The organism is Streptomyces sp. NBC_00464 (assembly GCF_036013915.1).
Classification (GTDB): domain Bacteria; phylum Actinomycetota; class Actinomycetes; order Streptomycetales; family Streptomycetaceae; genus Streptomyces.
Genome location: NZ_CP107899.1, coordinates 5922269 through 5948765, shown reverse-complemented (window position 1 = coordinate 5948765; position 26497 = coordinate 5922269). Strand labels below are relative to the sequence as shown.

Sequence of the window (26497 nt, the reverse complement as noted above, 5' to 3'; positions counted from 1 at the left end):
GCGGCTGACCCTACTGTCCGAGCGTGAGGACGTCGGCGTCGAAACAGGTGCGGTCGCCCGTGTGGCAGGCGGCGCCCGTCTGGTCGACCTTGACGAGGACGGTGTCGGCGTCGCAGTCCAGGGCGACGGACCTGACCTGCTGGATGTGGCCGGAGGTGTCGCCCTTGACCCAGTACTCCTGGCGGCTGCGCGACCAGTAGGTGCAGCGGCCGGTGGTCAGGGTGCGGTGCAGTGCCTCGTCGTCCATCCAGCCGAGCATCAGCACCTCGCCGGTGTCGTACTGCTGGGCGATGGCCGGGACCAGTCCGTCGGCGCCGCGCTTGAGGCGGGCGGCGATGGCGGGGTCGAGGTCGCTGGCGGGCCGGGGGGTGCCGGGCGTGGGCGTGCTGGTCATGTGCCCATTGTGCCGTGGGCCGGGAGGGCTTTCGGGCGTGCGTCCACTGGGCGGACGCTGGACACCGGTCGTACGCTGGCGGACATGTCGACCCATGCGAAGCGCGAACGACTTCTGCTTGCCGACCTGTTGGAGGCGGTGGGCCCCGAGGCGCCGACCCTGTGCCACGGCTGGACGGCCCGGGAGCTGGCGGCCCATGTGGTGATGCGGGAGCGCCGCCCGGACGCGGCGGCCGGGACGGTGATCGGCCCGCTGAAGAACCGGCGTGACCGGGTCCTGGGCGAATTCGCCGAGAAGCCGTACGAGGAGCTGATCCAGCTCATCCGTACGGGTCCGCCGAGGATGTCCCCGTTCGGGCTGAAGCAACTGGACGAGGCGGCCAACACGGTCGAGTTCTACGTGCACACGGAGGACGTCCGCCGGGCGCAGCCGGACTGGTCGGCGCGGGAGCTGGACCCGGTCTTCGCCGATGTCCTGTGGTCGCGTACGGAGAAGGCTGCGCGGGTCCTGGGGCGGAAGGCTCCGGTGGGGCTGGTGCTGCGCCGCCCGGACGGCCAGACGGTGGTCGCGCACAAGGGCACCCCGGTGGTGACGGCGACGGGTGAGCCGGGTGAGCTGCTGATGTTCGCGTTCGGGCGGCAGGAGGCGGCGCGGGTGGAGCTGGAGGGCGAGCCGGAGGCGATCGGCCGGATGACGACGGCGAAGCTCGGTATGTAGCGCGGCGCGCCGCACGCTCAGTGCGGGAGTTCCGCGCGGCGCAGCGGGGCGAGGAACAGGCCTGTCGCCGCGCCCGCCGCGCACAGGGCGGCGCTGGCGACGAAGACCGGGCCGGTGCCCCAGAGCGCGACGGCCGCGCCGGTGACGGGGTAGCTGAGCGGCGACAGGGCGTGGGTGAAGAGCGTCGAGACCGAGGTGACCCGGCCCAGGTAGGCGGGGTCGGCGGCGGTCTGCAGGAGGGCGCCGCACAGCGCGCCGCCGAGGCCGACGAAGAGCCCGATGAAGACCGCGACGCACGCGGCCAGCGGCACGGAGGGGGCGTACGCCAGGGCTCCGATGGCCGCGGCGCCGGTCAGCACGGTGAGGCACATGACGAGACCGGCCCGGGGGACGCGTCCGCGCACGGTGAGCAGCAGGGCCGATGCGCCCGCGCCGACGCCGACGGCGGCGACGACCCAGCCCATGCCGGAGGCGCCCCAGCCGCGTTCGTCGCTGAGCAGGATCAGGCCGAGGTTGAGCGGTCCGACGAAGCCGAGTTCGCTGACGGCGACGACGAGCATCAGCGGTCCGAGCAGCGGATGGCGGCGGATGTGGCGCAGCCCGTCGGCCAGTTCGCGCCAGGCGGTGCCCGCGGGTTTCGCCTCGGCCGTGCCGGTCACGGGCAGCGGGCTCATCCGTACGGCAAGGAGCAGCGGCAGCGAGACGGCGAAGAGCACGCCCGCCGCGGCGAAGGCGAGGACCGGGCCGCCGAGGGCCACGGCGACGCCGCCGAGCGGGGCGCCGACGACCGTGGCGGTACGGGTGGCGAGCCCGCGCATGCCCTGGACGCGGGCGAGCTGGGAGGCGGCGGTGATCCGGGGCGGGAGGGCTCCGACGGCGGGCAGGAAGAGGGCGTCGGCCGCACCGAAGACGAGTGCGACGACGACCAGCATCCACACGGTGGGCGAGGTGAGGAGCAGGGTGCCGGCCAGGCCCAGGATGACGAGACAGCGGACGGTGTCACCGGCGACCACGACGCGGCGCGGTCCGAGCCGGTCGGCGAGCACTCCCCCGCCGAGCAGCAGCACGGCCCGGGGTATGGAGCCGACGGCGAGCACCAGTCCGGTCTGCGCGGCGCTCCCGGTGCGGGCGGCGGCCCAGGCGAGGGCCATGTAGTAGACGCTGTCGCCGATCATGGACGCCGTGTAGGCGCCGAGCCAGCGCAGGACGTTGCCGTCACGGTGGGCGGGGCGTCCGGTGGTTTCCGTGGCGCTGAGGGTGACGGTCACGGGGTCGTCCTCTCGGTTCGCCGGATCAGGTCCGGAACGGGAAGCCGTACAGATGAAGTGCGACGTTCTCGCGGTTCTCCGTGTCGCCGGCCTCGTCGCGGGCGCGGCCCTGTTCCTCGTACCGGCTGATGACTCCGTCCAGCTCGCGTTCGAGCGCGGAGAGCTCCTCGGGGTTCAGCCGGGCCAGGTACTCCGAGGTGAAGGACGCCTTGCGCCACGGGGGCGACCAGCTCCGGTACGCGTCGAGGAAGCGGCGGTACATCTCGATGTGCTGGTCGAACGAGAGCCGGCTGACGGCGGTGTGGGTGGCGGCCTTCTCGGGCGCGTCGCTGAAGTCCTCGTCGTGGAAGCGCAGCCCCTTCGACGCGGGCTGCCACCAGCGCTCGCGGCCGTCCTTGCCCTCCCGGTCGGCCTCCTCGATCAGGCCGTGGTCGGCGAGCTTGCGCAGGTGGTAGCTGACGAGCGAGACCTGCTCGTCGACCTGCTCGGCGAGCTGGGAGGCGGTGGCCTGCCGGGCGATGTAGAGCGCCCGGTAGAGCTTCATCCGCAGGGGGTGCCCGAACGCCTTGAGCGTGCCGAGGTCGGACACCCGGCGTGATTCGTTGCTTGCCATGCCCTCCACGGTAGATAGGAAAGAAAACTTGCGCAATATCTATTGCGCAATAAAAGTTGCGCGACGGGTCGGTCCTTCTGCCGCCGGGTGCTCCCCGCGCCCGGCACGGGACCCCAGGTACCCCAGCAGGAATCCGGCCGGGATCGTGACCAGCCCCGGCGTCTGGAGCGGGAACCAGTGGAAGTCGCGGGACGGGAACAGCGCGATGTGGGTGCCGGAGAACGCGGGCGAGAACACCATCAGGACCGCGATCAGCGGCAGCGTGCCGTAGACCGTCCAGCGCACCCCGCGCGCGTTGAAGCCCGGCCGGAACAGTGCGTACAGCAGGACCGGCGGCAGTACGGAGGCCGCGGCGGCGAACGACAGCGAGAGCAGCACCTGCGGATTGCGGTCGTGGGTGTACGTCGACACGTAGACGGAGAGCGCGCCGGTCAGGACGACGGCCAGACGGGCGCGGAGGATCTCCCGCCCGGCGGACCGGTCGGACCGGGCGGCCGTACGGGACCGGGCCTTCGCCGTGAAGTCGCGGGCGACGGAGGAGGCGGCGGCCAGCGTGATGCCGGCCACCGCGGCCAGTGTGGTGGCGAACACCGCGCAGGCCACGAACGCGAACAGCAGGCTCTCGCGCGGCCCGTCGGCGCCCGGGTCGAGTGCGCCGGTCACCAGCAGCAGCGCGGTGCCGCCCGCCGGGTCCGCGGCCTGAATGACCTTGTGGCCGAGCAGGGCGGACGCGCCGAGGCCGACCACCACGATGCCGGTGCACAGGAAGGCCACCGGCGCCGCCGCCCAGACGGTGGCGCGGCGCACGGTCCAGCTGTCGCGCATGGGGTGCAGCCGCATCATGATGTGCGGCATGCAGGCGGCCCCGAGGACCAGGGTCAGCTGGAAGCCGAGGAGATCCAGGGTGCCGGCGAAGGTGTGGCCGAACTGCAGTCCGGGGCGCGCGTAGGAACTGCCCGCACCGCTGCCGTGCCGGGCGGCGTCGAAGAGGGCGAAGGGGTTCCAGCCGTAGCGGGCGAGCACCAGGCCGGCGAGCAGGGTCACCGCGGCCAGCACCACCGCGACCTTGACGATCTGGATGTAACCGGTGCCGCGCATGCCGCCGACGGCGGAGTAGCAGACCATCAGGGCGCCGCTGGCGACGGTGCAGCTGGTGAGTGCTCCGTCGGGCAGCCCGAACACGGAGGCCATGACCCGGCCCGCGGTGGCGAGCTGGACCAGCAGCAGGGGGGCCAGGACGACCAGGGTGGTGATCCCCAGGGCGCGGCGTACGGTCGGGTCGCCGAGCCGGTCCGCCAGGAAGTCGCCGAGGGTGAACACACCCTTGCGGCGCATCGGTTCGGCCAGGATCCGCATCACCAGGACCAGGGAGGCGACCGTGGCGACGGCGAAGAGGATCCCGTCGAAGCCGGCGAGGGCGACGGAGCCGGTGGTGGAGAGCAGGGTGGCGGCCGAGATGTAGTCACCGGCGATCGCCAGTCCGCTCCCGGCCGGACCGAGGGCGGAGCCGCCGCCCGCGTAGAAGTGCTCCGGGTCGTCCTGGTCCGCCGCGGCCAGCCCGCACAGCAGCAGCGATACGGCGACGAATCCGAGGAAGACGACCACGGCCAGCGACCGGGCGTCGATGCCGCCGCTCACCGGCGCGGTCCCGGAGCCGGGGCAGGTGTGACGGCAGGTGCGCAGGCGCTCGCGGGGGCGCGCGGCGTGCGGGGTGTCGGGGGCGCTGAGGACATGCCGGTTACGGCATCAGGCGGCCGGGTCCGCGTACAGCGGGCGGGGCGGGGGCGCTGCGCGGGTACAGCGGGTGCGGGGGAGGTCTGTGCGCGAGCACATCGCGCCTGCCGCCCGGTGGGCGCGGGCGCGATGTGCTCGCCGGACCGTCAGCCGGCCAGCAGGCGGCGTGCCGTCAGGGCGAGGGAGACCTCGACCGCGTCGGACGGGCGGGTGAGACAGCGGCCGGTCAGCTGCTCGAAGCGGCGGAGCCGGTTCAGGACCGTGTTGCGGTGGCAGTAGAGCCGGGCCCCCGCCCGCTGCGCGGAACCGTCCGAGTCGAGCCATGCCGTGAGTGTCTCGATGATCACGTCGCGGTCGGCCGGGTCCAGCCGGTCCAGTGGCCCCAGCACCCGGGCGGCCAGCGCCGATCCGAGTCCCGGGGACGAGACGACGAGGGCGGCGGGCAGCTGTTCGTCGAGCAGGACGACCCCGCCCCCGGCCGGGCAGGCCCGCAGGGCGGTCTCGGCGAGCCGCCGGGCGTCCCCGAGCGCCGCCAGCCCGACGACGACGGAGCTGATGCCCACCCGGGCGCCGGGCGGGGCGCACAACCCGGCGGCCAGCGCGGCAAGTTCCATGTCCCCGGCGGGTGCGTCGTCCCCTTCGGGGGCCGCCGGTCCGGCCGGGTCGGTGAGCGGGGTGACGCGTTCCGCCGCCCTCTCGCCCCAGGTCAGCGGAAGGATCGCGAACTCCGCGTCCGGGCCCGGGTGCCAGAGCGCGTCCGTCCCCGCGGGCAGCGTCAGCGGCGGCTGCGCGGTGCCGTGCGGGGCGCGGCGGGCGGTGGAGACGGCGAGCACCGCGTATCTGCCGTGCTCCGGCAGTCCCAGCATCGCGGCGGCGTCCGGCAGTTCGGCGATCTGCGCGGTGCCGTCCAGCAGCGCCGCCGTCATCAGGCGCTGACGGTTCTCCCGCCGCCAGGCCAGCCGGCGCTCGGTCTGCCGGTAGGCGTCCGCGACGACACCGCAGTGCTCGTCCACGAAGTTCCAGACGTCCGCCGCGACATGGACCAGCAGCCGGATGTCCTCGGGGTGGCGGCGGGCGGTGTCGTCCACCAGGTCCTGCCAGACCATCGCACCGCCCATCCGGAAGGCGTGCAGGACCGCGTCGAGCGGCAGCCCCTGCTCGGCCCGGACCTCGCCGATCCGGCGCGAGGTGCGGTGGGCGGCGTCCCGGAACTCCCGGGGCTGGATCAGCGATCCGACGTTGTGCCGCAGCGAGTGGTGCACCTCCTGCCAGATCTCCGCCGCGTCGGCCTCGATGGCCGAGCGGTAGGCGGGTTCCTGCTCGCGCAGCGCCTCGACCAGCCGGTCCGTCAGCTCCGGCAGCTTCTCTACCAGCGACCGGGCAGCCCGGTGCAGTACGGCGACGGCCTCGCGATCGGCCAGCGAACGGAAGCGGCGTGGCATCGGCGCGACGGGGGGCGGCCCGTGCAATGCCCTGACCCGTGAACGTACGACCTGCGGCATGGCGGCCTCCACCGGGATTCGGCCGGCTCCGGAATACGGCCGGCTCCGGTTCACCCAGCCCGGCATTGGGCATGAGCACACCGAATCATCCTGACGCCCGCAGAATGGCATACCGCCCGGTCGGTACCTAGGGGTCTGCGGCATTCTTCTCATCACGGTCCTGCAACCTCCCGTCCGCCCGCCACCCCGGGACAGGACCCGCGGGGCCCGCCCAGGGACCCCGCGGACAGTCCCTACCGATCCAGCAGCCTGGCCAGCTCGGTCCTGGACCGGACGCCGAGCGCCGCGAACACATTGCGCAGATGGTGGTCGACGGTCCGGGTGCTCACCGAGAGCCGCAGCGCCACCTCACGGTTGGTGGCCCCCTCGGCGACACACCGGGCGATGCGCTGCTGCTGCGGGGTCAGCGCGGCCAGCGGATCCTTGCCCCCGGTCGTCGCCGGGCCCTCCACGGCTTCGCCGGCAGCCCGCAGTTCACCGCTCGCCCGGTCGGTCCAGGCCCGCGCACCGCACCGCTCGAAGGCGACCAGGGCGTCCCGTAGCGGGCCCCTGGCCTCCCGGGTGCGGCGGCGCCGGCGCAGCCATGCCCCGTACAGCAGCTGGGTGCGGGCGCGTTCGAAGTCACCGCCCGCCCGGTCGTGGTGGGCGAGCGCCTCCTCGTACCGTCCTGCCGCATCGGCGGGTGCCGCCAGCAGGGCACGGCAGCGGGCCAGTTGGGCGGGGGCCTGGGGGTCGGTGGTGCGCGTGACCCAGACGGCGAACTCCGCCACGGCGTCGGCGACCGGGTCCGCTCCCCTGCCCCGGTCCGCCCGCCCGGCCAGGACGGACGCCTCGACGTAGCACGGTACGGCGAGCATCCGGGTGGCGAAGTGACCGCGCCGGGGTCCGGGCCTCACGAGCGGGTCGAGCCGGGCCGCGGCCTCGCCGGAGCGCCCCGCCGCCAGGTCCGCGCGGGCGAGCGCCCAGGTGGCGAGGGTCGCGGCCTGGGCGAGTCCGTGCGGTCCGGCCCCCGCGAGGGCCGCGTCGGCATGGGTGGCACAGGACTCCGTGCCGCCCTCCACGGAGGCGGCGAGTGCGAGCACGGCATGCAGGTGGGAGGCGGTGTTGGGCTGCCCGGTACGCCGGGCGGCGTGCAGCCCCTCCAGCGCGTGGGCGCGGGCGGGGGCATGGCGGCCGGCCCTGAGCTCGGCGTACGCAAGGTGCTCCAGGGCCTGCGGCAGCAGGGCCTCGGGGCCGACCGACCGTACGGCGGCCAGGGCGCGGGTCCCGAACCGGCAGGCGGCGTCGATGTCGCCCAGCACCAGGGCCGAGGCCCCGCCGCGCAGCAGCGGGGCGGGGTCGTGCGCCCGGCCGGCCGAGTCGAGGCAGCGGCGCAGCAGCGCCTGCCCCTCGGCGATGCGTCCGCGGAGCACCGCGCTCATGCCGTCGCAGTACTGGGCGAGGGCCGGATCGGATACGGAGACCGGGATACGGGTCATGGCATCGAGATACGCGAGCGCGTCCCCCATCGCCCAGGCGGCCTCGGCGGCACCGAGCCGGGCGTCGACGGCGCGGCGCGGGTCGTGCGGCGCGAGGAGCGCCTCAGCGGTGAGGAGGGCCTCGTGGGCGTCGGCGGCCGGCCCGTCGCGCAGGGCGAGCAGTCCGCGTACCAGGTGCGCTCCGTCGTGCGCGGGTCGTGCGCCGATCCGGGCCAGCAGTGCGCGGGCCCGGCCGGCGTCTCCCGCGAGCCGGGTGTGCTCGGCGGCGGCGGCGAACCGGGCGTCCCGCACCGCCTCATCGGTGGAGAGCGCCGCGGCACGGGCGAGCGCGGCTGCCCGCTCGGCGTACGGCCGAGGTGCCACGGCCACCGCCTCCAGCGCATCGGCCAGTCCGTCATCGGGCCCGCCGGCGGCACAGGCGCGCTGGACGAGCGCGGGAAGCGCGGACGGCCCGGCGGCCAGGTACCCCGCCCCTGGACGGGGAGCTCCCTGTCGAGGGGGAAGGGCCGGCACGGCGCAGGTGTCACCGCCCGCTCTCCCCACCGCCTCCATCGCCCCCATTGCCCCCGCCCCCGCGGCCCGTCGCACCGGTCGGCGGGCGCGTCCGCGGGCGTCGGCCGGGACCGTCGCCAGCAAGGTGGCGAGCAGGCCGTGCACCGCGCGGCGGCGCTGCGGGGAGGTGCGGTGCAGGACCGCCCGGCGCAGCAGCGGGTGGCTGAAGTGGAGGCGGTTGCCTGCTCGTTGGAGGGCTCCGGCGGTCCCGGCCGGGGTGAGCAGGGCCAGGTCGAGCGCCGCGGGACCGAGGCCGGTGGAGGCGGCCGCGCGGAGCAGGAGGGTCACGTCCGCTCCGGCGCCCTCCGGCTCGTGCTCCTGCGCCGCGGCCGCGAGGAGCAGCAGCGTGCGGGTGTCCGGGGGCAGCCCGTCGAGGCGGGCGGCGTGCGCGTCCAGGACATCCTCGGCGCCGGGCAGCGGATAGGGCGGCGGGGTACGGCCGGCGAGCTGGTCGGGGGTGAGCCGGCCGGCCAGTCCGGCGAGCAGCCGGGGGTTCCCGGCCGCCTCCCGGAGGAGTTCGCCGCGGACCACCGGGTCGACCTGGTCCGCGGCGTCGGTGATCCGGTCCAGGAGGGCCGCCGCCGCGTCGTCGCCGAGGGGGCCGAGCCGGAGCGCGGGCAGCCCCGCGAAGCTCGTCTCGTCACCGGCACCGATCACCACCGCGACCCGGCTGCCCGCGCCGAGCCGGCGGGCCGCGAAGGCGAGGGCGGCGCGCGAATCGGGGTCCCAGGCGTGCGCGTCGTCCACGCACACCAACAGGGGTTGTTCGGCCCCGAGTTGCCGCAGCAGGACGAGCAGCGCCGTGGGGGTGATGCCGTCGCGCAGCACCGCGTCGGGCGGCAGCGGAAGCGGGCCGGGTGCGGAACAGAGCAGGGCGTGCAGCCCGCTGTAGGGCAGCCGCTGCTCGGCGGGGGTCGCGGTGGCGGTCAGGACGGGGCCGGTGCGCCGTTCCTGGTGTGCGGCCACGGCCTTGTCCAGGAGCGCGGTGCGGCCGATGCCGGGCAGTGCGGTCAGCACCAGCGCGCCGCCGTCGCCGTTGTGCAGGCGTACCAACAGGGTTTCGAGGATGGCGAGTTCACCGCTGCGGCCGTACAGCCGGAGCGGACTGTGCACGGTCGTCGATGGAGTCACAACCGGCACGTTACTTCCGCGTAAACAGTGTCGGAAGATGTGCGTCCGGCCCCGGTTCCCGCCCGGCCGGTTGCGGGGCACCCTCCCAAGGCGAGCCGGAGTTGGCTGTGCACGCGCACAGCGCGGACCCGGTCTCGCGCGTGCCGCCCGTAATGTCGGGCCATGACTGATGAATTCCGTACGGACGACGGTCTGACGCTGCGCTACCGGTCCTGGTCCCGCGGCCCACGGGCCGGACTTCCGCCGGTGCTTCTGCTGCACGGTTTCGCCGCCGACGCCCGGCTGAACTGGGAAGGCCCCGGCGTGGTCGAGGCCCTGGTGGCGCGGGGCCGCCACGTCCTCGCGCTCGATGCGCGGGGGCACGGTTCGTCGGACAAGCCGCACGACGACTCCCTCTACGGCGAGCCGGTGATGGCCCGGGACGTGCGGCAGCTGATCGACCGCACCGGTGCCGGCGAAGTGCATCTGGCGGGCTACTCGATGGGGGCGGTCGTGGCGCTGCTCGCGGCCGCCGACGACGAGCGGATCACCCGGCTGGTGGTCGGCGGGATCGGCGCGGGCGCGGTGGAGGTGGGCGGGCTGGACACCCGGGCCATGCCTCCGGAGCTGGTGGCGGCCGCGCTGACGGCCGAGGACGCGGCCGACGCCCCCGAACGCACCCGGGGCTTCCGGATCCTGGCCGACACCACGGGCTCCGACCGGCTGGCCCTGGCCGCACAGATCCGCGCGGTGCACCGGGGCGCGCTGCCGCTGGACCGGATCCGGATACCCACGCTGGTGCTCGCCGGGGCGGACGATCCTCTCGCCGTGCGGCCCGAGGTGCTGGCCGACGCCCTCACGGGGGCACGCCTGAAAGTGCTGCCCGGGGACCATCTCACCGTCGTCCGCGATCCGGGATTCGCCGCCTGTGTCGCCGGGTTCCTCACCGAGGACGACTGACGCACCGCCCATGAGCAAGGGCCGGACCGCTGTTCGCGGTCCGGCCCTCACCAGATGTCAGGAACTACGAGGTGTGGGGGCAGTTGCCCCGGGACTCGGCGATCGTCAGACTCGCCGCCGGCAGCGGGCAGAGGAACTGCTCGTAGCGGGTGTCGTTGTCGATGAAGCGCTTCAGCCACGAAATGCTGTACTTCGCGATCGTGGTGTTGGACGAGTTCGGGGTGAAGTGCGTGGCCCCGCGCAGCTCCACGTACGCCTTGTCCAGCGTGCTGGGCAGCGACTGGTAGAACGGCTCGGAGTGGGTGGCGACCGGGGCGATCGTGTCACCGTCCGCGCCGAAGATCAGGGTGGGTGTACGGACTTCGGGCCAGGTGGTGTCGAGGTTCCAGCCGGTCAGCGGGATCGCCGCCTTCAGCGAGGTGCGGCTCTTCGCGGCCTCCAGGGTGCCGCCACCGCCCATGGAGTGGCCCATCACGCCGAGCCGGGAGGTGTCGATCCGGGTGCGCACCGAGCTGGTCTTCGTCAGGTAGTCGAGCGCGGCCAGGAGCTGCCGGCCGCGGCTGTCGGGCTGGTCCACCGTGGTGTTGGTGTCGATCGTGAAGACGACGAAGCCCTGCGAGGCGAGCCGCGGGCCGAGCCAGGCGATGCTGGACTGGTAGGCGGTGAAACCGGGCGAGATGGCGACGGCGCCGAACGTCCCGTCCGAGGTGGACGTCGGGTAGTAGATCGTGCCGCCGCCGAAGCCGCTGACACTCAGTGAGGAGACGCTGGTCTGCGAGACCGCGTACGAGCCGCGGCTCGCCTCGATGCTCGAATTGCTGGGGGCCGGGCCGCGCTCATAGGGGTTGTCGGCGGCCTGGGCGCCCGGCATCAGCGCGGTGCACAGACCCGCGGTGGCGACGGTGGCGGCCATCAGGCCCTTGACGAGGCGGGAACGGCTCTTCGACATCCGGTGACGCGGGGAGGTGCCGGAGGGGAGGTGCTGCACGAGGGGGGCCTCTCGGTCGTGGCGGGAGCCACGCCGGGCAGGGGCCCTGGGCCCGTCGTCACCGGGGGCCTTCGGGGTGCACCGCGTGGAACCGCCGTATTTCTCTGGCGGTCGCCACTCTCGCGGTGCACCCCGGTGGCACACATCGGCAACTTCACCGGTCCTCGCGGCCGGTGCTCCCCTGCCGGTCCTCAGCGGACCGGGTGCCCGGCCTCCCGCAGAGCGCCCTTGACCTCGGAGATCCGCAGATCGCCGAAGTGGAAGACGGACGCGGCGAGGACCGCGTCGGCTCCCGCGTCGATGGCGGGTGCGAAGTCCGCGAGCCGGCCCGCGCCGCCGGAGGCGATGACGGGAACGGTCACGTGCGTGCGTACGGCTGCGATCATCTCGGTGTCGTAGCCGTCCTTGGTGCCGTCGGCGTCCATCGAGTTGAGCAGGATCTCGCCCGCGCCGAGCTCGGCGGCCCGGTGCGCCCATTCGACGGCGTCGATGCCGGTGCCCTTGCGGCCGCCGTGCGTGGTGACCTCGAAGGTGCCGGCGGGGGTACGCCGGGCGTCCACGGAGAGCACCAGGACCTGGCGGCCGAAGCGCTCGGCGATCTCCCGGATCAGCTCCGGCCGGGCGATGGCCGCGGTGTTGACCCCGACCTTGTCGGCGCCGGCCCGCAGCAACTGGTCGACGTCGTCCGGGGTGCGGACGCCGCCGCCGACCGTGAGCGGGATGAAGACCTGCTCGGCGGTGCGGCGCACCACGTCGTAGGTCGTCTCCCGGTTGCCGCTGGAGGCGGTGATGTCCAGGAAGGTCAGCTCGTCGGCGCCCTCGGCGTCGTACAGCTTCGCCATTTCGACGGGGTCGCCGGCGTCGCGCAGGTTCTGGAAGTTGACGCCCTTGACGACCCGGCCGTTGTCCACGTCGAGGCAGGGGATGACCCGTACGGCGAGCGTCATCGCGCACCTGCCCGGTAGGCCTCGACCTCGACCTCGACGACCAGGCTCGGGTCGACGAAGCCGGACACGATGATCATGGTGGCGGCGGGGCGGACGTCGTCGAACAGCTCCTTGTGGGCGCGGCCGACCTCGTCCGTGTCGCGGGCGTGCGTGACGTACATCCGGGTACGGACGACGTCCTCGCGGCCCAGGCCCACCTGCTTCAGCGCCTCGAAGGCGACCTCGAAGGAGGCGACGGCCTGCTCGTAGGGGCTGCCTGCGGAGATCTCCCCGCCGACCACGGAGGTGCACCCGGCCACCAGCACCAGCCCGTTCGGCAGCTCGACCGCGCGGGAGTAGCCGAACTTCTCCTCCCAGGGGGCGCCGGAGGAGATGCGCTTGACGGAGTCGGTCATACGGAGACCGCCTCCAGCGCCTCTTCGAGGGTGAACGCCTTCGCGTACAGCGCCTTGCCGACGATCGCGCCCTCGACGCCCGCCGGGACCAGCGAGGAGATGGCGCGCAGGTCGTCGAGCGAGGAGACGCCGCCGGAGGCGACGACGGGCTTGTCGGTGGCGGCGCAGACGTTCTTCAGGAGCTCCAGGTTGGGGCCCTGGAGCGTGCCGTCCTTGGCGATGTCGGTGACGACGTAGCGGGCGCAGCCCTCGGAGTCGAGGCGGGCGAGCGTCTCGTAGAGGTCGCCGCCGTCGCGGGTCCAGCCGCGGCCGCGCAGCGTGGTGCCGCGGACGTCGAGGCCGACCGCGATCTGGTCGCCGTGCTCGGCGATGACCTTGGCGACCCATTCCGGGGTCTCCAGGGCGGCGGTGCCGAGGTTGACGCGGCGGCAGCCGGTGGCGAGGGCGGCGGCGAGCGAGGCGTCGTCGCGGATGCCGCCGGAGAGCTCGACCTTGATGTCCATGGCGCCGGCCACCTCGGCGATGAGGGCGCGGTTGTCGCCGGTGCCGAAGGCGGCGTCCAGGTCGACGAGGTGCAGCCACTCGGCGCCGGAGCGCTGCCAGGCCAGCGCCGCCTCCAGCGGGGAACCGTAGGAGGTCTCGGAGCCGGACTCGCCGTGCACCAGGCGGACCGCCTGGCCGTCGCGGACGTCTACGGCGGGGAGCAGTTCAAGCTTCGGCATTACAGCGTCTCGATCCAGTTGGTCAGCAGCTGGGCGCCGGCATCGCCGGACTTCTCGGGGTGGAACTGGGTGGCCCACAGCGCGCCGTTCTCCACGGCCGCCACGAACCGTTCGCCGTGCGTGGCCCAGGTGACCTTGGGGGCACGGATCTTGGCGTTGGTGACTTCGAGGGACCAGTCGTGCGCCGCGTACGAGTGCACGAAGTAGTAGCGGGCCTCGGCGTCGAGTCCGGCGAACAGCCGGGAGTCCTCGGGGGATTCGACGGTGTTCCATCCCATGTGCGGGACGACGTCGGCCTTGAGCGGGCCGATGGTGCCGGGCCACTCGTCGAGGCCCTCGGTCTCGACTCCGTGCTCGATGCCGCGCTCGAAGAGGATCTGCATGCCGACGCAGATGCCCATGACGGGGCGCCCGCCGGAGAGCCTGCGTCCGATGATCCATTCGCCGCGGGCCTTCTTCAGGCCCTCCATGCAGGCGGAGAACGCGCCGACGCCGGGCACCAGCAGCCCGTCGGCGTTCATCGCCCTGTCGAAGTCGCGGGTGATCTCGACGTCGGCTCCGACATGGGCGAGGGCGCGCTCGGCGGACCGGACGTTGCCGAAGCCGTAGTCGAAGACGACGACCTTCTTCTTCGTATCCACGTTTCGCTCCTCAGTCCCAGAGACCCTGGATCCGCATGACGCCCGCTACCAGGCACATCACGGAGGCGATCGAGAGCAGCACGATGACGCCCTTGGGCATGCCCTGCTTCGAGAAGGAGTAGACCCCGCCGGCCAGGAAGAGGCCGACCAGGATCAGGACGGTGTTGAGGCCGGTCACAGGGCGCCCTTCGTGGAGGGGAGGATGCCGGCTGCGCGCGGGTCGTGCTCGCTGGCGTAGCGCAGGGCGCGGGCGAGCGCCTTGAACTGGCACTCCACGATGTGGTGGGCGTTGCGCCCGTACGGGACGTGGACGTGCAGGGCGATCTGCGCCTGGGCGACGAAGGACTCCAGGATGTGCCGGGTCATCGTCGTGTCGTACTCGCCGATCATCGGCGCCATGTTCTCGGGCTCGGTGTGCACCAGGTAGGGGCGGCCGGAGAGGTCGACGGTGACCTGGGCGAGCGACTCGTCCAGCGGGACGGTGCAGTTGCCGAAGCGGTAGATGCCGACCTTGTCGCCGAGGGCCTGCTTGAAGGCGGCGCCGAGGGCGAGGGCGGTGTCCTCGATGGTGTGGTGCGAGTCGATGTGCAGGTCGCCGTCGGTCTTGACCGTGAGGTCGAACAGTCCGTGGCGGCCGAGCTGGTCGAGCATGTGGTCGTAGAAGCCGACCCCGGTCGCGACATCGACCTTGCCGCTGCCGTCGAGGTTGATCTCGACGACCACGGAGGTTTCCTTGGTGGTCCGCTCCACTCTTCCTACGCGGGCCTCGCGAGTCATGCGTCGTGCTCCTTCTTCAGTTCGCGTACCGCATCGAGGAACGCGTCGTTCTCTGCCGGGGTCCCTGCGGAGACCCGCAGCCATCCCGGTACGCCGTTGTCCCGGACCAGGACGCCCCGGTCGAGGATGTGCTGCCAGGCGGTGTGGCTGTCGGCGAAGCGGCCGAACTGGACGAAGTTGGCGTCCGAGTCGGTGACGTCGAAGCCGAGAGCGCGCAGCTCGGTGACGATCCGGTCGCGCTCGCTCTTGAGCTGCGCGACGTACCCGAGGAGCGTATCGGTGTGCTCCAGGGCGGCGAGCGCGGTGGCCTGGGTGACGGACGACAGGTGGTACGGAAGCCGCACCAGCTGGACCGCGTCGACGACGGCCGGGTCCGCGGCGAGGTAGCCGAGCCGCAGTCCGGCGGCGCCGAACGCCTTCGACATGGTGCGGGAGAGCACCAGGTGGGGGCGGCCCTCGATCAGCGGGAGCAGCGAGGCGTGGTGGCTGAATTCGCCGTACGCCTCGTCGACCACGACCATCGACGGCCCCGCCGCCTGCGCGGCGTCGTACAGCGCGAGGACGGTCTCGGCGTCGACGGCGGTGCCGGTGGGGTTGTTGGGCGAGGTGATGAAGACGACGTCGGGGCGCTCCTGCGCGATGACCGCGCGGGCGGCGTCGACGTCGATGGTGAAGTCCTCGTTGCGCGGTCCGGAGATCCAGCCGGTGCCGGTGCCGCGGGCGATGAGGGCGTGCATCGAGTACGAGGGCTCGAAGCCGATCGCGGTACGGCCGGGGCCGCCGAAGGTCTGCAGCAGCTGCTGGAGCACCTCGTTGGAGCCGTTGGCCGCCCACACGTTGGCGGGTCCGACCTCGTGCCCTGCGGTGCGGGTGAGGTAGCGGGCCAGCTCGGTGCGGAGCTCGACGGCGTCGCGGTCGGGGTAGCGGTTGAGGTCGCGGGCGGCCTCGCGGACCCGTTCGGCGATCCGGTCGACGAGGGCGTCGGGGAGCGGGTACGGGTTCTCGTTGGTGTTCAGCCGGACCGGTACGTCGAGCTGGGGGGCGCCGTACGGGGACTGGCCGCGCAGTTCGTCGCGGATGGGGAGGTCGTCGATGCGGGTGGTCCCGCGAGGGGTGTCGCTGTTCGTCACTGCTGCGGAACCTTCCACCCGAACCTGGCCTTGAGCGCGGCGCCGTGGGCGGGGAGGTCCTCCGCCTCGGCGAGGGTCACCACGTGGTGGGTGACCTCGGCGAGCGCGTCGCGCGTGTAGTCGACGATGTGGATGCCGCGCAGGAAGGACTGCACGGACAGGCCCGAGGAGTGGCAGGCGCAGCCACCGGTGGGCAGGACGTGGTTGGAGCCGGCGCAGTAGTCGCCGAGCGAGACCGGCGACCAGGGACCGACGAAGATCGCGCCGGCGTTGCGGACACGGGCGGCGACGGCCGCTGCGTCGGCGGTCTGGATCTCCAGGTGCTCGGCGGCGTACGCGTCGACGACCTTGAGGCCGTCCTCCAGGTCGTTGACCAGGACGATCGCGGACTGGCGGCCGGCCAGCGCGGGTTCGATCCGGTCGGTGACGTGCTTGGTCGCGGCGACCTGCGGCGTCAGCTCGACCTCGGTGGCGGCCGCGAGCTCCTCGGAGTCGGTGACCAGGACCGCGGCGGCCATCGGGTCGTGCTCGGCCTGGCTGATGAGGTCTGCGGCGACGTGGACCGGGTCGGCGGTGGCGTCGGCGAGGATCGCGATCTCGGTGGGGCCGGCCTCGGCGTCGATGCCGATACGGCCCTTGAGGAGGCGCTTGGCGGCGGCGACGTAGATGTTGCCGGGGCCGGTGACGAGGTTCACGGGCAGGCAGTCCTCGGTGCCGTACGCGAACATCGCGATGGCCTGGGAGCCGCCGGCGGCGTAGACCTCGTCCACCCCGAGCAGGGCACAGGCGGCCAGGATCGTGGGGTGCGGCAGTCCGCCGAACTCCCTCTGCGGCGGGGACGCGACGGCGATGCCCTCGACGCCCGCCTCCTGGGCCGGGACCACGTTCATCACGACGGAGGACGGGTAGACCGAGCGGCCGCCCGGCACATACAGCCCGACGCGCTCGACCGGCACCCACTTCTCGGTGACGGTGCCGCCCGGGACGACCTGGGTGGTGTGCGTGGTGCGGCGCTGCTCGCGGTGGACGAGCCGGGCGCGGCGGATCGACTCCTCCAGCGCGGCGCGGACGGCGGGGTCGAGCGTTTCCAGTGCGCCGGTGATCGCGTCGGCCGGGACGCGGATCGAGCCGAGCCGCACCCCGTCGAGTTTCTCCCCCCAGTCGATCACTGCCGCCGAACCACGATGGCGTACGTCCTCGCAGATGGGCCGCACCGTCTCCAGGGCGGCTTCCACGTCGAACTCGGCACGGGGCAGCAGGTCGCGCAGGGCGCCGCCCTCGGGGAGGGCATTGCCGCGCAGATCGATTCGAGAGATCACACCGCAATTCTCGCAGACCGCCTCAGACGCCCGGACGCCCGTATCACTGGCTGATACATGCCCCCGGTGTGACGGCTGACTATGAGCGTTCACCTGGTCACCCAGAGGGAATAAGGGGATTACGCACCAGGTCTTACGGCTCCGAGCGGAAGGAGCGTCGGTGACCGAACCGCATGACGGGGAATTCCCGGAGGGCCTCAGCCCGGCAGAGCTGGGCATGTGGCAGGCCTTCCGGACCGGGACGACCTACGACCTGCGCACCCGCGACAGGGTGCGCGACGACCCCTTCGCCCCGCATGTCTGGGGCCCCGAGCGCAGCGTGGAGGCCCGGGTCGTCGCCCGGCTGCTGCTGAGCGGTCCACGGCCCCGGCCGGGCCGGGTGGCGGCGCTGAAGCTCCGGGGGCTGCGGATCACGGGAAGGCTCGACCTCGCGGGCGGGCGCGTCGATCCGTATGTGGAGCTGACGGGCTGCCGCTTCGAGGAGGAGGTGGTGCTGCCCGAGTGCCACTTCACGACGCTGCGGATGGTGGGGTGCGCGATGCCGCGGCTGGAGGCGGCACGGCTGCGCACCGAGGGCGATCTCCATCTTCCGCGGTGCCGGATCGAGCGCGGGATCCGGCTCACGGACGCCCAGATCGGTACGGATCTGCTGATCAGCCAGATCGATATCGGCCCCGACCGGCAGGGCCGGGCGCTCGTCGGTGACGGGCTCACGGTCGCCCAGGACCTGCAGGCCGAGATGATCGAGACGCACGGCGAGCTGAGCCTGCGCGGGGCGAAGGTGGGCGGTTCGCTGAGCCTGCGCGGCAGCCGGCTGCGGGCGACACAGGGGCGCCGCGCGCTCAACGCCCCGCAGCTGAGTGTGGAGCGGACGCTGTACATGAGCGAGGCCTGGGTCAGCGTGGACACGGGGAACCAGGGCAACACTCCCCCGTACGGCGTCACCAACTTCCCGACACCGGCCCGCGGCACCCGCCCGCAGGTCTTCCGGTGCCGGGGCGGGGTGCGGCTGGACGACGGGCGGTTCGGCGACGCCGTCGATCTGCACAAGGCCGTCTTCGTGCTGGCCGGCCACGAGGAGCTGTCGCTGCGCCGGATCGTCGTCCCGGAACTGCGGTTCAACCCGGCGCGCCCGGCGCAGGGCAGGGTGGTGCTCAACGGCGCGAAGGTCGTCACGCTGATCGACGTGTCGACCAGCTGGCCGGGCCCGGGCGGCCTGGCGATGGGCGGTTTCGTGTACGAGAACCTCGTCCCCTACGGGCACTTCCCGCTCTCCCGGCGCCTGGAGTGGGTGTCGGCGGCGACCCCGGAGTACGTACCGGAGCCGTACGAGCGGCTGGCCGCCGTCCTGCGCAGCAGCGGGGAGGACGCGGACGCCCGCGAGGTGCTGCTCGCCAAGCAGCGGCGGCGCCGCGAGACACTGCCGCCCGCCGCGAAGCTCTGGGGCTTCGTCCAGGACTGGACGGTGGCGTACGGCTACCGGCCGGGGCGGGCCACGGTGTGGATGGCGGTGCTGTGGGCGGCGGGAACGGTGGCGTTCTCACGGTACGAACCGGCGTCGATCAAGGGCAGCGAGCATCCCGAGTGGAATCCCGCGCTGTACGCGCTGGATCTGCTGGTGCCGGTGATCAACCTCGGCCAGGACGGGTACTGGCGGCTGGAGGGCGGCTGGCAGTGGATCGCGGCGGCCCTGGTCCTGCTGGGTTGGATACTGGCCACCACCGTCGCGGCCGGCGCCTCCCGGCTGCTGCGCCGCAGCTGACCCTGCGGGCGGCCTGCCGGGAGGGCGCCCCGGCCCGGCCCCTTGTCCCGGCAGGCCCGAAGGTGGCCGGACGCAGGCGTCCTGGCATCGGGCGCACCACCGGATCCCGACCACCGGAACGCCCGGAACAGGCCAGATTCCGCGATTTCCTTTACCCTTTCTTGGCCTCGGTCGGCACAACCCATCCACTCGGCACCAAAGCTTCACAGCGCCCCCCTGGCGCCGCCCCGACCAGCGCTTTTCAATGGTCTGCACCATGCCTTTCCTCCGCGCTCTACTCCGTACCGCGCGCATGATCCGGCACGCCCCGGAGTTGTCCGCCGGGTTGCCCGCGGACCATGCGGTGATGCTCGACGCCCCTGACGAGCGGCTCTCGCCCGCGCTGGTGGCGGCCGCCCTCGGGGAGTACGAACCGGCGGCGAAGCTGCTGGAGACGACCCGGGAGGCCGCCGAGTGGGAGAGCCGGGACCGCTGCCTGAACCGGCTGGTGGCCTTCGCCCGCAACCGGGACGGCTGGCTCCGTGACTGGCTGGCCGCAGCCCCGCACGACTGCGACGCGCTCCTCGTCAAGGCACAGCTCGCGGTCGAGCGGGCCTGGGAGTCACCGGCCCGCGCCGAGCAGCTGCGCGCGGTCGGGCCGATGATCACGGCGGCGGCCGAAGGCGATCCGCGCGATCCGGTGCCCTGGCGCCTGGCGCTGGACCACGCCCGCGGCACCCATGCCACGCACACCACGTTCGAGGCGCTGTGGGAACAGGCCATACAGCGCTCCACACACCATTACGGCTGCCATGTCGCCGCTCTCCAGTACCTCTCCGCCGCCTGGTACGGCTCGCACCGCGAGTGCTTCGACTTCGCCGAGCGGGCCGCGGAGGACTCGCTGCCCAGCTCCCTGGTGCAGGCGCTGCCGCTGCGGGCCGCCTTCGCGGTGCTGACCGAGGGGCCGGGGGCCGGGCTCACCTCGGTGCAGGAGGAACGGATCGACGCCGCGGCGGACCTGGCGATCTCGCTGTCCGCCGCCTTCGCGCCGGGCGACGCATGGCCGGCCGAGGTGCGCAATCTGCTCGCGTACGTGCTGGTGGTACGGGGCCGATGGGACGAGGCGCTGGAACAGTTCCGGCAGATCGGACCCCACGCGACGTCGTTCCCCTGGGCCTGTGTGTCCGACGATCCGCTCGGCAGATTCCTCGACGTACGGGACGGAGCACGGCTCCGGGTGGCCTCCGGAACGCTGCCCGGCCACCGGGCCGACCGGGGCAGGGCGCGCGGCCATTACGCTTGACCGTTGTGACCACCGCTCGCCTGCCTCTGTTCCCGCTGAACGCGGTGCTGTTTCCCGGCCTTGTGCTGCCGCTGAACGTCTTCGAGGAGCGTTATCGCGCCATGATGCGCGAGCTGCTGAAGACCGACGAGGACGAACCGCGCCGCTTCGCCGTGGTCGCCATCCGCGACGGCCGCGAGACCGCCCCGACAGCCGCGGGCATGCCGGACGCGATGACCGTCCCCGTCGAACGCGGCCCGGCGGACGGCTTCGGCCCGGACCCCGTCCAGACGTTCCACCGGGTCGGCTGTATCGCCGACGCGGCGAAGATCAGGGAGCGTTCGGACGGCAGCTTCGAGGTCCTGGCCACCGGCACCAGCAGGGTGAAGCTCCTGTCCGTGGACGCGAGCGGCCCGTATCTCACCGCCGAGCTCGAAGAGCTCGACGAGGAACCGGGCGAGGAGGCGGAGGCGCTCACCGAGGGCGTCCTGCGGGCCTTCCGCGCGTACCAGAAGCGACTTGCGGGCGCGAGCGAGCGCTCCCTGACCACGGGCGCGGACCTGCCCCACGAGCCATCGGTCGTCTCCTATCTGGTCGCCGCGGCAGCGGTCCTGGACATCCCCGCCAAACAGCGGCTGCTCCAGGCCCCGGACACGGCGACCCGGCTGCGCGAGGAGCTGACGATCCTGCGCTCCGAGACCGCCGTCATCCGCCACCTCCCGTCGCTGCCCGCCGTGGAACTCACCCGCGCCCCGACCCACCCCAACTGAGCGACCGGAGGGCCACTCCCCCGTGGCGAAGAAGCCGAAGAAGCAGCCCCAGTCCGGCGGCACCCCCGCGACGGTCGCGCTGACCGCGGCCGGCACGGAGTTCACGGTGCACGCGTACGAGCACGACCCCGCATCGGCCTCCTACGGCGAGGAGGCGGCCGAGGCCCTCGGTGTCTCCCCCGACCGGGTGTTCAAGACCCTGGTCGCCGACGTGGACGGCCGTCTGACGGTCGCGGTCGTCCCCGTGGCGGGCTCCCTGGACCTGAAGGCCCTGGCCTCGGCGGCCGGCGGCAAGCGCGCCACCATGGCGGACCCGGCGGCGGCGGAGCGCAGCACGGGCTACGTCCTCGGCGGCATCTCCCCCCTGGGCCAGCGCAAACGGCTGCCCACGGTGCTGGACGCGTCGGCACGGTCCCACGCGACGATCTGCGTATCGGCGGGCCGCCGCGGCCTGGAGGTCGAACTGTCGCCCACGGACCTGGCGGCCCTGACGGGGGCGCTCTTCGCGCCGATCGGCCGGGCGTAGGACGACGCGGGGCACCGGCCCCCATCACCCCGGTTCCGTCCTCAAACGCCGGACGGGCTGACTGCGCCCGGCACCGGCCATAGTCAGCCCATCCGGCGTTTGAGACCCGGCCACTTCCAGGACCGGGCCACTTCCAGGACCGGGCCAATTCCAGCCCGTCCGGCGTTTGAGGACCGGGGTCCGGGGCGGAGCCCCGGTTACGGGAAGGGGCGGGTAGGGGAAAGGCCCCGCGCAGCGGCCCCGCTCACGCCCCTGCCGGCGGCGCAGGCGGCACCGGCGGCACAGGCGGCTCGGGCGAGGACGACGGCGCCGGACCCGACGGCGCGGGCGCGGACCCCGACGGCGCGGGCGCACCCCCCGACGGCACCGGGTGGTACACCCCCCACTCCGGCTCCGGATCCCGCGGCCCGAACAGCGCCGTCAACCCCAGATGCACGGCCATCGCCGCCAACGACCACGCCAGCAACGCCCCCTTCGCATGCAGCTCCAGCGGCGCATCGAAGATCACGCCCTTGCCGACCTCGCGCGCATGGGCGACCACGTCGTCGGTCGGTCCCAGCCAGATACCGAGCCGCCACGCCAGGAGCGAGCCGAGCAGTCCGCCCACCGCGAGCCCCACCACGAGGGCGATCCCGCCCTTGCGGTGGAACCAGAAGGCCAGCCCCGCCGAAACCGCACCGAAAGCCAGCGCGAGAAGCGCGAACGTGCCGTCGGCACCGATCGCCTCCTCGCCCTCGCTGTTGCTGAGGAAGACGGCCGTGTCGTCGGAGACCAGCGGCACCCGCGGTGCCAGCCAGAGCCAGAGCAGTCCGAGCGCCACACCGGCGACCGTCACGGCGAGAGCGACCAGCGCCGCCCTGCGCAGGTCCGCGCGGAATTCCCGCTCCTCCGGTGACTGCAGCAAGGTTCCGAGGTGCGAACCCGTGGGGCTGCCGCCGTCCGGCGGCGTCTGCCAAGGGTCGTGGGGCGAGGGCTGGTGCGGCGGCGTCAGAGGTGCTGTCACCGTGCCATCGTGCCAGGCGTCCCTGTGGCGCGCCTCACCGGACCGCTGCCCTGCGGTACGCCCAGGTCGCCACGGCGAGCGAGAGGACGCCCACGACGGCGCAGACGGCGAGGTCGAGGAGGATGACGGCCCAGTCGGGGTGGGCGTCGAAGGAACGGGCGAGCGCCTCGACTCCGTACGTGGAGGGCAGCAGGTCGCGCGCCCAGCCGATCGGCCCGGGCAGCCGGTCCGCCGGGAGCACGCCCAGCAGCAGCGCGGCGGACATGCCCAGCTGGCCCAGCAGCGTGGCCAGCTCCTGCCGGGGCGCGAGCAGCCCGAAGGCGGCGCCCAGGCCGGAGAGAGCCGCGCCGGAGAGCGGGATGACCGCGACGAGCACCCACAGATGAGTCATCGGCAGCCCGAACAGCACGCTGCCCGTCACCGCCGTCACGATCGTGCCGGGCACGGTGAAGGAGGCGTACGCCCCGGCAGCTCCGAGCACCACCGCGGCGGGCGGCACCGGCAGGGTCGCGTAGTGGTCGAGCCCTCCGCCGGCCCGCAGCTGCCCGAAGTACTGGGCCAGCATGTTCAGGGCGACGAAGGCGACGACCAGCACGCTGGACCCGGCCACGACGGCGCGGGCCTCCGAGCCCCCGTCCACGACCCCGCGCATCAGGACCATGATCCCGATGGACTGGAAGGTCGCCACGAAGAGCAGCGGGATGCGGGCGACGCGGGCCCGGGACAGCTGGGCCCGGTAGACCGCGGCGAGCGAGGGGAACAGCCGGGCGCGCGGCGCGAGCGACGCGGGCGCCGGGCCCGGTGCGCCGTCGTCGCGCCCGGCCTGCCCGGTCCGGCCATGACGCTCGGCCTGCCCCGTCCGGCCCGGCTGCCCGGACACCGCTTCCGCAGGAACGATGCTCGTCACCTGGCGCTGCTCCTGTTCGATACCTGCCCGGCCGCACACCCGCACCGGTCCGCTCCGGCCGCCTCGACCACCGCACTGATCCCGCTCATGAGGCTCATGACTTCACCAGCCCTTTGGTGGCGTCCCCGCCGAGCGCCAGGTAGACGTCCTCCAGGCTGGGTGTCGCCAGGGTGAAGTCGTCGAGTGCGGCGAAGGCCGCGCCACCGGTCACGGCGGCGACCGCCGCCCGCGCCTCGTCGGGCCCGAGCCGCAGCACCCAGCGGCGCCCGGACTCCTGCGCGGACGCCCGCAGGGCGGCGACCTCGGGCACGTCCAGCGGCGCCCGCTCGCGCCACACCAGTTCCACCCGGACCTCGCCCGCGACCCGCTCCTTGAGCCCGGCCGGGGTGTCGCAGGCGATCACCTTGCCGCGTTCGATGACGGCGACCCGGTCGAGGACGGTCTCGGCCTCGATGACGTTGTGGGTGACCAGCAGCACCGTCGCACCGCGCTCGGCACGCCGCCGGTCGACGGCGGCCCAGACGGCGCGCCGGGCCACGGGGTCCATTCCGGTCGTCGGCTCGTCGAGGATGAGCACCGGCCGCTCCCCGACCAGCGCGGCCGCGACACAGGCCAGCCGCCGCTGTCCGCCGGAGAGCTTCTTCAAAGGACGGCCGGCCAGCTCGCCGAGACCGAGTTCATCCAGCACCGCGTCGCGTTCGGCGCGGGCCTCGCGTACCGGAAGACCACGCAGCCGTCCGGTGGTCTCGGCGGCGAGCCCGACGGTCAGCTCGTCGAGCGCGGTCGATTCCTGCCCGAGGTAGCCGATCAGCCGGGAGGCCCGTTCGGGGTGGCGCACGAGGTCGTGGCCCAGCAGGTCGACGCTGCCCGAGTCGGGCCGCATGAGCCCGGTGAGCTGTCGCACGAGGGTGGACTTGCCGGCACCGTTGGGGCCGAGCAGCCCGAAGATCTCACCGCGCCGGATGTCCAGGCTGATGCCGTCGGTGGCGCGTACCTCGGGGGTGGCGGGCGTGCCGCGCCGGCCCCGGGCCGCGGGATAGATCTTGACCAGGTCACGCACCGCGCACACAGTGCCGTTCGCCGTCTGCGCCTGTGCTGTGCCCGTACTCACGAGGTACGAGGGTACGGGGTCCGGGGACCCGCATTACGCCCGGGGCCGCACCGATCGGACATCAACGCAGCAAACACCGGCGGGGTTGAGCGCCGCCGGTACCGATGCGAGCTCAGTCCCCGGCCGCCGCCGCGCTCGTGGGTTTCCCGGCGGCAGGCGCGTGCCGGTCGGCCGCCGGGGTGGGCTTCTCGCCCGCCGGGGTGTGCTCCGCCGCCGCCCGTACGTCGATCTCGCGCCAGAATCCCGCCCGGATCGCGTACCGGTCGTGCTCGTCGATCTGGTCGTCCTTGTGGGCGAGCAGCCCGAAGCGGGCGGCGTACCGCAGAAGTTCGCCGTCGATGCGGTGCGGGATGCGGGGATACATGGTGGACAGCTTCTGCAGGTGGACGGTCTCCGGCAGGCGTTCCATCCAGCGCCGGGCGAAGACCTGCCCCACCTCGAAGGGGTCACCGCCGACCGTGGTGATGTCCTCCTCCCGGTCCGCCCAGCGCTGCTCGGCGCTGGTGACCTGGGCGAGCGTCGGCAGGGAGGCGGTCTCGGGGGGTTCGCCGAGGGGGCCGCCGCGCTCCACCCATCCCCGGTCGGAGGACCAGCGCAGGGTCGCGTTGGCGGGCGGCGGGGCGGGCTGCTGCCGGTCCGCCTGCGCCGCGGGGCCGCGCAGGCTGCCCGCGAGGTCCTTCGGGGTGGGGACGCCCCTGCCGCCGTGGCCGTGCGCGGTGTGGCCGGTGTTCTCGTCGGGTGGCGTGGACGTGCCGTTGCGGGCGGCTTCGGCCTGGGCCTCCGAGGCCCGCTCGGCGGAGGCCGCGAGGGCCGCCTCGGGCAGGGGCGCGGAGAGGATCGCGGCGATCTCGGGGCGCGGTACGGGGGGCGGGGCGCAGGCGCCGCCGGTCTCCTTGGCCCGTACGGCCTGGGTGATCCAGGCCCGGTCCAGCACGCTCCGCTCGTCGGCCTCCGCGACCAGGTCCTCCGACTGGTTGTAGTCACCGTCGGCGGCCTGGACGGCCCAGAGGTGGACGGCGACGCCGTGCTCCTTGGCGGACATCAGGCCGGGCAGCAGATCGCCGTCGCCGGTCACCAGGACGACGTCCGAGCAGGCCCGGTTCCTGGCGAGTTCGGTGAGCTCGGCGTGCATCGCCGCGTCGACGCCCTTCTGCGCCCAGCGCCCGTCGCTGCGGGTCAGGGCGCCGAGCCGTACCGTCACCCGCGGCATGACGCGCAGCCTGCGGTGTTCGGGCTGCGGTACGCGGTCGGGGGCGCCGTCGAACCAGTAGATCCGCAGCAACGGCTGTTCGGTATCGGCCTCCGCCCGCTCCCGCAGGCCCTGGATCAGGGCCGCGTGGTCGACGGTGATGCGGGAACGGGCGGGCTCCCCGGCCAGCAGGCTCGCGGCTGCGCCCAGCAGGTAACCGGCATCCACCAGGACGACGCAACGGTCCACGCGTTCCACCCTCTTCCAGGAATTCGGGAACGACTCCAACGGGTCCGGTCTTCGGGAAAGGATCGGATCCGCTTACTCAGGGTTTCCTTCGAGTCTGCCCGACCGCACAGGGGTTAACGGCCGGAACTCGATCATCGGCGTGGCGGATCCGGAAAACGGCGCATCTTACCTCCTCACTACGCACGGTAATGATCCAACATGCGGGGTTTATCCGATTATGTGAATCTGACAGCGGTCCTGGCCCCGAGAGTCCCCATAGGAGGAACACCATGGCCAAGAACAAGAACCGCAAGCAGGGCAGCCAGCAGGAGCGCGCGTCCGAGTCGGAGCGCGGTGCGCAGGAGGCACGGTCCACGGCTTTCGAGTCGCAGAACCAGCCCCAGGCGCAGTCCCAGGGCAGCCCTGCCGATGTTGCGCGTAAGCATCAGCGGCGCTTCGGCCACAACTGACCGGACTTCTCCGGTACGGCCAC

The 26497-nt window shown here is 73.2% G+C and carries 26 protein-coding genes; 7 read left to right on the top strand and 19 right to left on the bottom strand.

Translation table 11 applies throughout. From position 1 onward, the window contains the following. Positions 1-10: 10 nt before the first annotated feature. Positions 11-394, bottom strand: a complete 384-nt coding sequence (hisI, locus tag OG912_RS26750; RefSeq protein ID WP_327711583.1) for a phosphoribosyl-AMP cyclohydrolase — start codon at positions 392-394, stop codon at positions 11-13. Positions 395-478: 84 nt separating this feature from the next. Between hisI and OG912_RS26745 the strand changes: the two genes are divergently transcribed. Continuing rightward, positions 479-1111 (top strand): TIGR03085 family metal-binding protein, encoded by a 633-nt coding sequence (locus tag OG912_RS26745; RefSeq protein WP_327711582.1) that lies wholly within the window; start codon positions 479-481, stop codon positions 1109-1111. A gap of 17 nt (positions 1112-1128) precedes the next feature. Here the strand turns inward: OG912_RS26745 and OG912_RS26740 are convergent, their stop codons facing one another. From OG912_RS26740 to OG912_RS26720, 5 genes are all read right to left on the bottom strand, one after another. Continuing rightward, a complete protein-coding gene (locus OG912_RS26740) occupies positions 1129-2379 on the bottom strand; it encodes an MFS transporter (RefSeq protein ID WP_327711581.1) in 1251 nt (416 codons plus the stop codon). A gap of 25 nt (positions 2380-2404) precedes the next feature. Continuing rightward, complete coding sequence (locus tag OG912_RS26735; protein ID WP_327711580.1) at positions 2405-2992, bottom strand: ArsR/SmtB family transcription factor; 588 nt, start codon at positions 2990-2992, stop codon at positions 2405-2407. Positions 2993-3031: 39 nt separating this feature from the next. Next, positions 3032-4630 (bottom strand): sodium/solute symporter, encoded by a 1599-nt coding sequence (locus OG912_RS26730; RefSeq protein ID WP_327711579.1) that lies wholly within the window; start codon positions 4628-4630, stop codon positions 3032-3034. Positions 4631-4872: 242 nt separating this feature from the next. Next, complete coding sequence (locus OG912_RS26725; RefSeq protein WP_327711578.1) at positions 4873-6228, bottom strand: PucR family transcriptional regulator; 1356 nt, start codon at positions 6226-6228, stop codon at positions 4873-4875. 233 nt (positions 6229-6461) lie between these two features. Then, complete coding sequence (locus tag OG912_RS26720) at positions 6462-9389, bottom strand: helix-turn-helix transcriptional regulator (protein ID WP_327711577.1); 2928 nt, start codon at positions 9387-9389, stop codon at positions 6462-6464. Between the two features lie 162 nt (positions 9390-9551). On the opposite strand from OG912_RS26720, the gene OG912_RS26715 reads away from it, so the two are divergent. Further along, complete coding sequence (locus OG912_RS26715) at positions 9552-10328, top strand: alpha/beta fold hydrolase (protein ID WP_327711576.1); 777 nt, start codon at positions 9552-9554, stop codon at positions 10326-10328. 64 nt (positions 10329-10392) lie between these two features. Here the strand turns inward: OG912_RS26715 and bdeA are convergent, their stop codons facing one another. From bdeA to hisD, 9 genes are all read right to left on the bottom strand, one after another. Continuing rightward, entirely contained in the window at positions 10393-11316 is a 924-nt protein-coding gene (gene bdeA / locus OG912_RS26710; RefSeq protein ID WP_443061025.1) for a bis(hydroxyethyl) terephthalate hydrolase, read from the bottom strand. A 191-nt stretch (positions 11317-11507) separates the two neighbouring features. Then, positions 11508-12263, bottom strand: coding sequence for an imidazole glycerol phosphate synthase subunit HisF (gene hisF / locus OG912_RS26705; RefSeq protein WP_327711574.1), 756 nt, complete (start codon positions 12261-12263; stop codon positions 11508-11510). Then, complete coding sequence (locus OG912_RS26700) at positions 12260-12658, bottom strand: RidA family protein (RefSeq protein ID WP_326735682.1); 399 nt, start codon at positions 12656-12658, stop codon at positions 12260-12262. Before OG912_RS26700 ends, hisF begins: the two co-directional genes overlap by 4 nt. Then, positions 12655-13380, bottom strand: coding sequence for a bifunctional 1-(5-phosphoribosyl)-5-((5-phosphoribosylamino)methylideneamino)imidazole-4-carboxamide isomerase/phosphoribosylanthranilate isomerase PriA (priA, locus tag OG912_RS26695; protein WP_326735683.1), 726 nt, complete (start codon positions 13378-13380; stop codon positions 12655-12657). Before priA ends, OG912_RS26700 begins: the two co-directional genes overlap by 4 nt. Continuing rightward, entirely contained in the window at positions 13380-14021 is a 642-nt protein-coding gene (gene hisH, locus OG912_RS26690; protein WP_326735684.1) for an imidazole glycerol phosphate synthase subunit HisH, read from the bottom strand. Before hisH ends, priA begins: the two co-directional genes overlap by 1 nt. 10 nt (positions 14022-14031) lie before the next feature. Continuing rightward, positions 14032-14199 (bottom strand): hypothetical protein, encoded by a 168-nt coding sequence (locus tag OG912_RS26685; protein WP_266777672.1) that lies wholly within the window; start codon positions 14197-14199, stop codon positions 14032-14034. Continuing rightward, positions 14196-14798 carry an imidazoleglycerol-phosphate dehydratase HisB gene (hisB, locus tag OG912_RS26680; RefSeq protein WP_327711573.1) on the bottom strand — a complete coding sequence of 201 codons (603 nt, stop codon included), beginning with the start codon at positions 14796-14798 and terminating at the stop codon, positions 14196-14198. The genes OG912_RS26685 and hisB overlap by 4 nt, the downstream gene beginning before the upstream one ends. Beyond that, the gene (locus OG912_RS26675; protein WP_327711572.1) at positions 14795-15928 is read right to left on the bottom strand and encodes a histidinol-phosphate transaminase; all 1134 of its coding nucleotides are present in this window, start codon (positions 15926-15928) and stop codon (positions 14795-14797) included. Before OG912_RS26675 ends, hisB begins: the two co-directional genes overlap by 4 nt. Then, a complete protein-coding gene (gene hisD, locus OG912_RS26670) occupies positions 15925-17247 on the bottom strand; it encodes a histidinol dehydrogenase (protein WP_327711571.1) in 1323 nt (440 codons plus the stop codon). Before hisD ends, OG912_RS26675 begins: the two co-directional genes overlap by 4 nt. 160 nt (positions 17248-17407) lie before the next feature. On the opposite strand from hisD, the gene OG912_RS26665 reads away from it, so the two are divergent. The 4 genes from OG912_RS26665 (at position 17408) to ybaK (ending at position 21566) form a co-directional block, all read left to right on the top strand. After that, positions 17408-19009, top strand: a complete 1602-nt coding sequence (locus OG912_RS26665) for an oxidoreductase (protein ID WP_327711570.1) — start codon at positions 17408-17410, stop codon at positions 19007-19009. A gap of 244 nt (positions 19010-19253) precedes the next feature. Beyond that, positions 19254-20291, top strand: coding sequence for a hypothetical protein (locus OG912_RS26660; protein ID WP_327711569.1), 1038 nt, complete (start codon positions 19254-19256; stop codon positions 20289-20291). A 5-nt stretch (positions 20292-20296) separates the two neighbouring features. After that, complete coding sequence (locus OG912_RS26655; protein WP_326735689.1) at positions 20297-21040, top strand: LON peptidase substrate-binding domain-containing protein; 744 nt, start codon at positions 20297-20299, stop codon at positions 21038-21040. Between the two features lie 22 nt (positions 21041-21062). Beyond that, positions 21063-21566 (top strand): Cys-tRNA(Pro) deacylase, encoded by a 504-nt coding sequence (gene ybaK, locus OG912_RS26650; protein ID WP_327711568.1) that lies wholly within the window; start codon positions 21063-21065, stop codon positions 21564-21566. Positions 21567-21810: 244 nt separating this feature from the next. Here ybaK and OG912_RS26645 read toward each other — a convergent pair whose 3' ends face one another. The 4 genes from OG912_RS26645 to OG912_RS26630 form a co-directional block, all read right to left on the bottom strand. After that, positions 21811-22569 (bottom strand): ABC transporter permease, encoded by a 759-nt coding sequence (locus OG912_RS26645; RefSeq protein ID WP_327711567.1) that lies wholly within the window; start codon positions 22567-22569, stop codon positions 21811-21813. A 34-nt stretch (positions 22570-22603) separates the two neighbouring features. Beyond that, positions 22604-23332, bottom strand: a complete 729-nt coding sequence (locus OG912_RS26640) for an ABC transporter permease (RefSeq protein WP_326740565.1) — start codon at positions 23330-23332, stop codon at positions 22604-22606. Positions 23333-23570: 238 nt separating this feature from the next. After that, on the bottom strand, positions 23571-24545 hold the full coding sequence (locus tag OG912_RS26635) for an ABC transporter ATP-binding protein (protein ID WP_326740566.1): 975 nt from the start codon (positions 24543-24545) through the stop codon (positions 23571-23573). 154 nt (positions 24546-24699) lie between these two features. Further along, a complete protein-coding gene (locus OG912_RS26630; RefSeq protein ID WP_327711566.1) occupies positions 24700-26034 on the bottom strand; it encodes an NYN domain-containing protein in 1335 nt (444 codons plus the stop codon). Positions 26035-26294: 260 nt separating this feature from the next. On the opposite strand from OG912_RS26630, the gene OG912_RS26625 reads away from it, so the two are divergent. Next, positions 26295-26474: a hypothetical protein gene (locus tag OG912_RS26625; RefSeq protein ID WP_326735693.1), complete on the top strand. Its 180-nt coding sequence runs from the start codon at positions 26295-26297 to the stop codon at positions 26472-26474. The last annotated feature ends 23 nt before the right edge of the window (positions 26475-26497 follow it).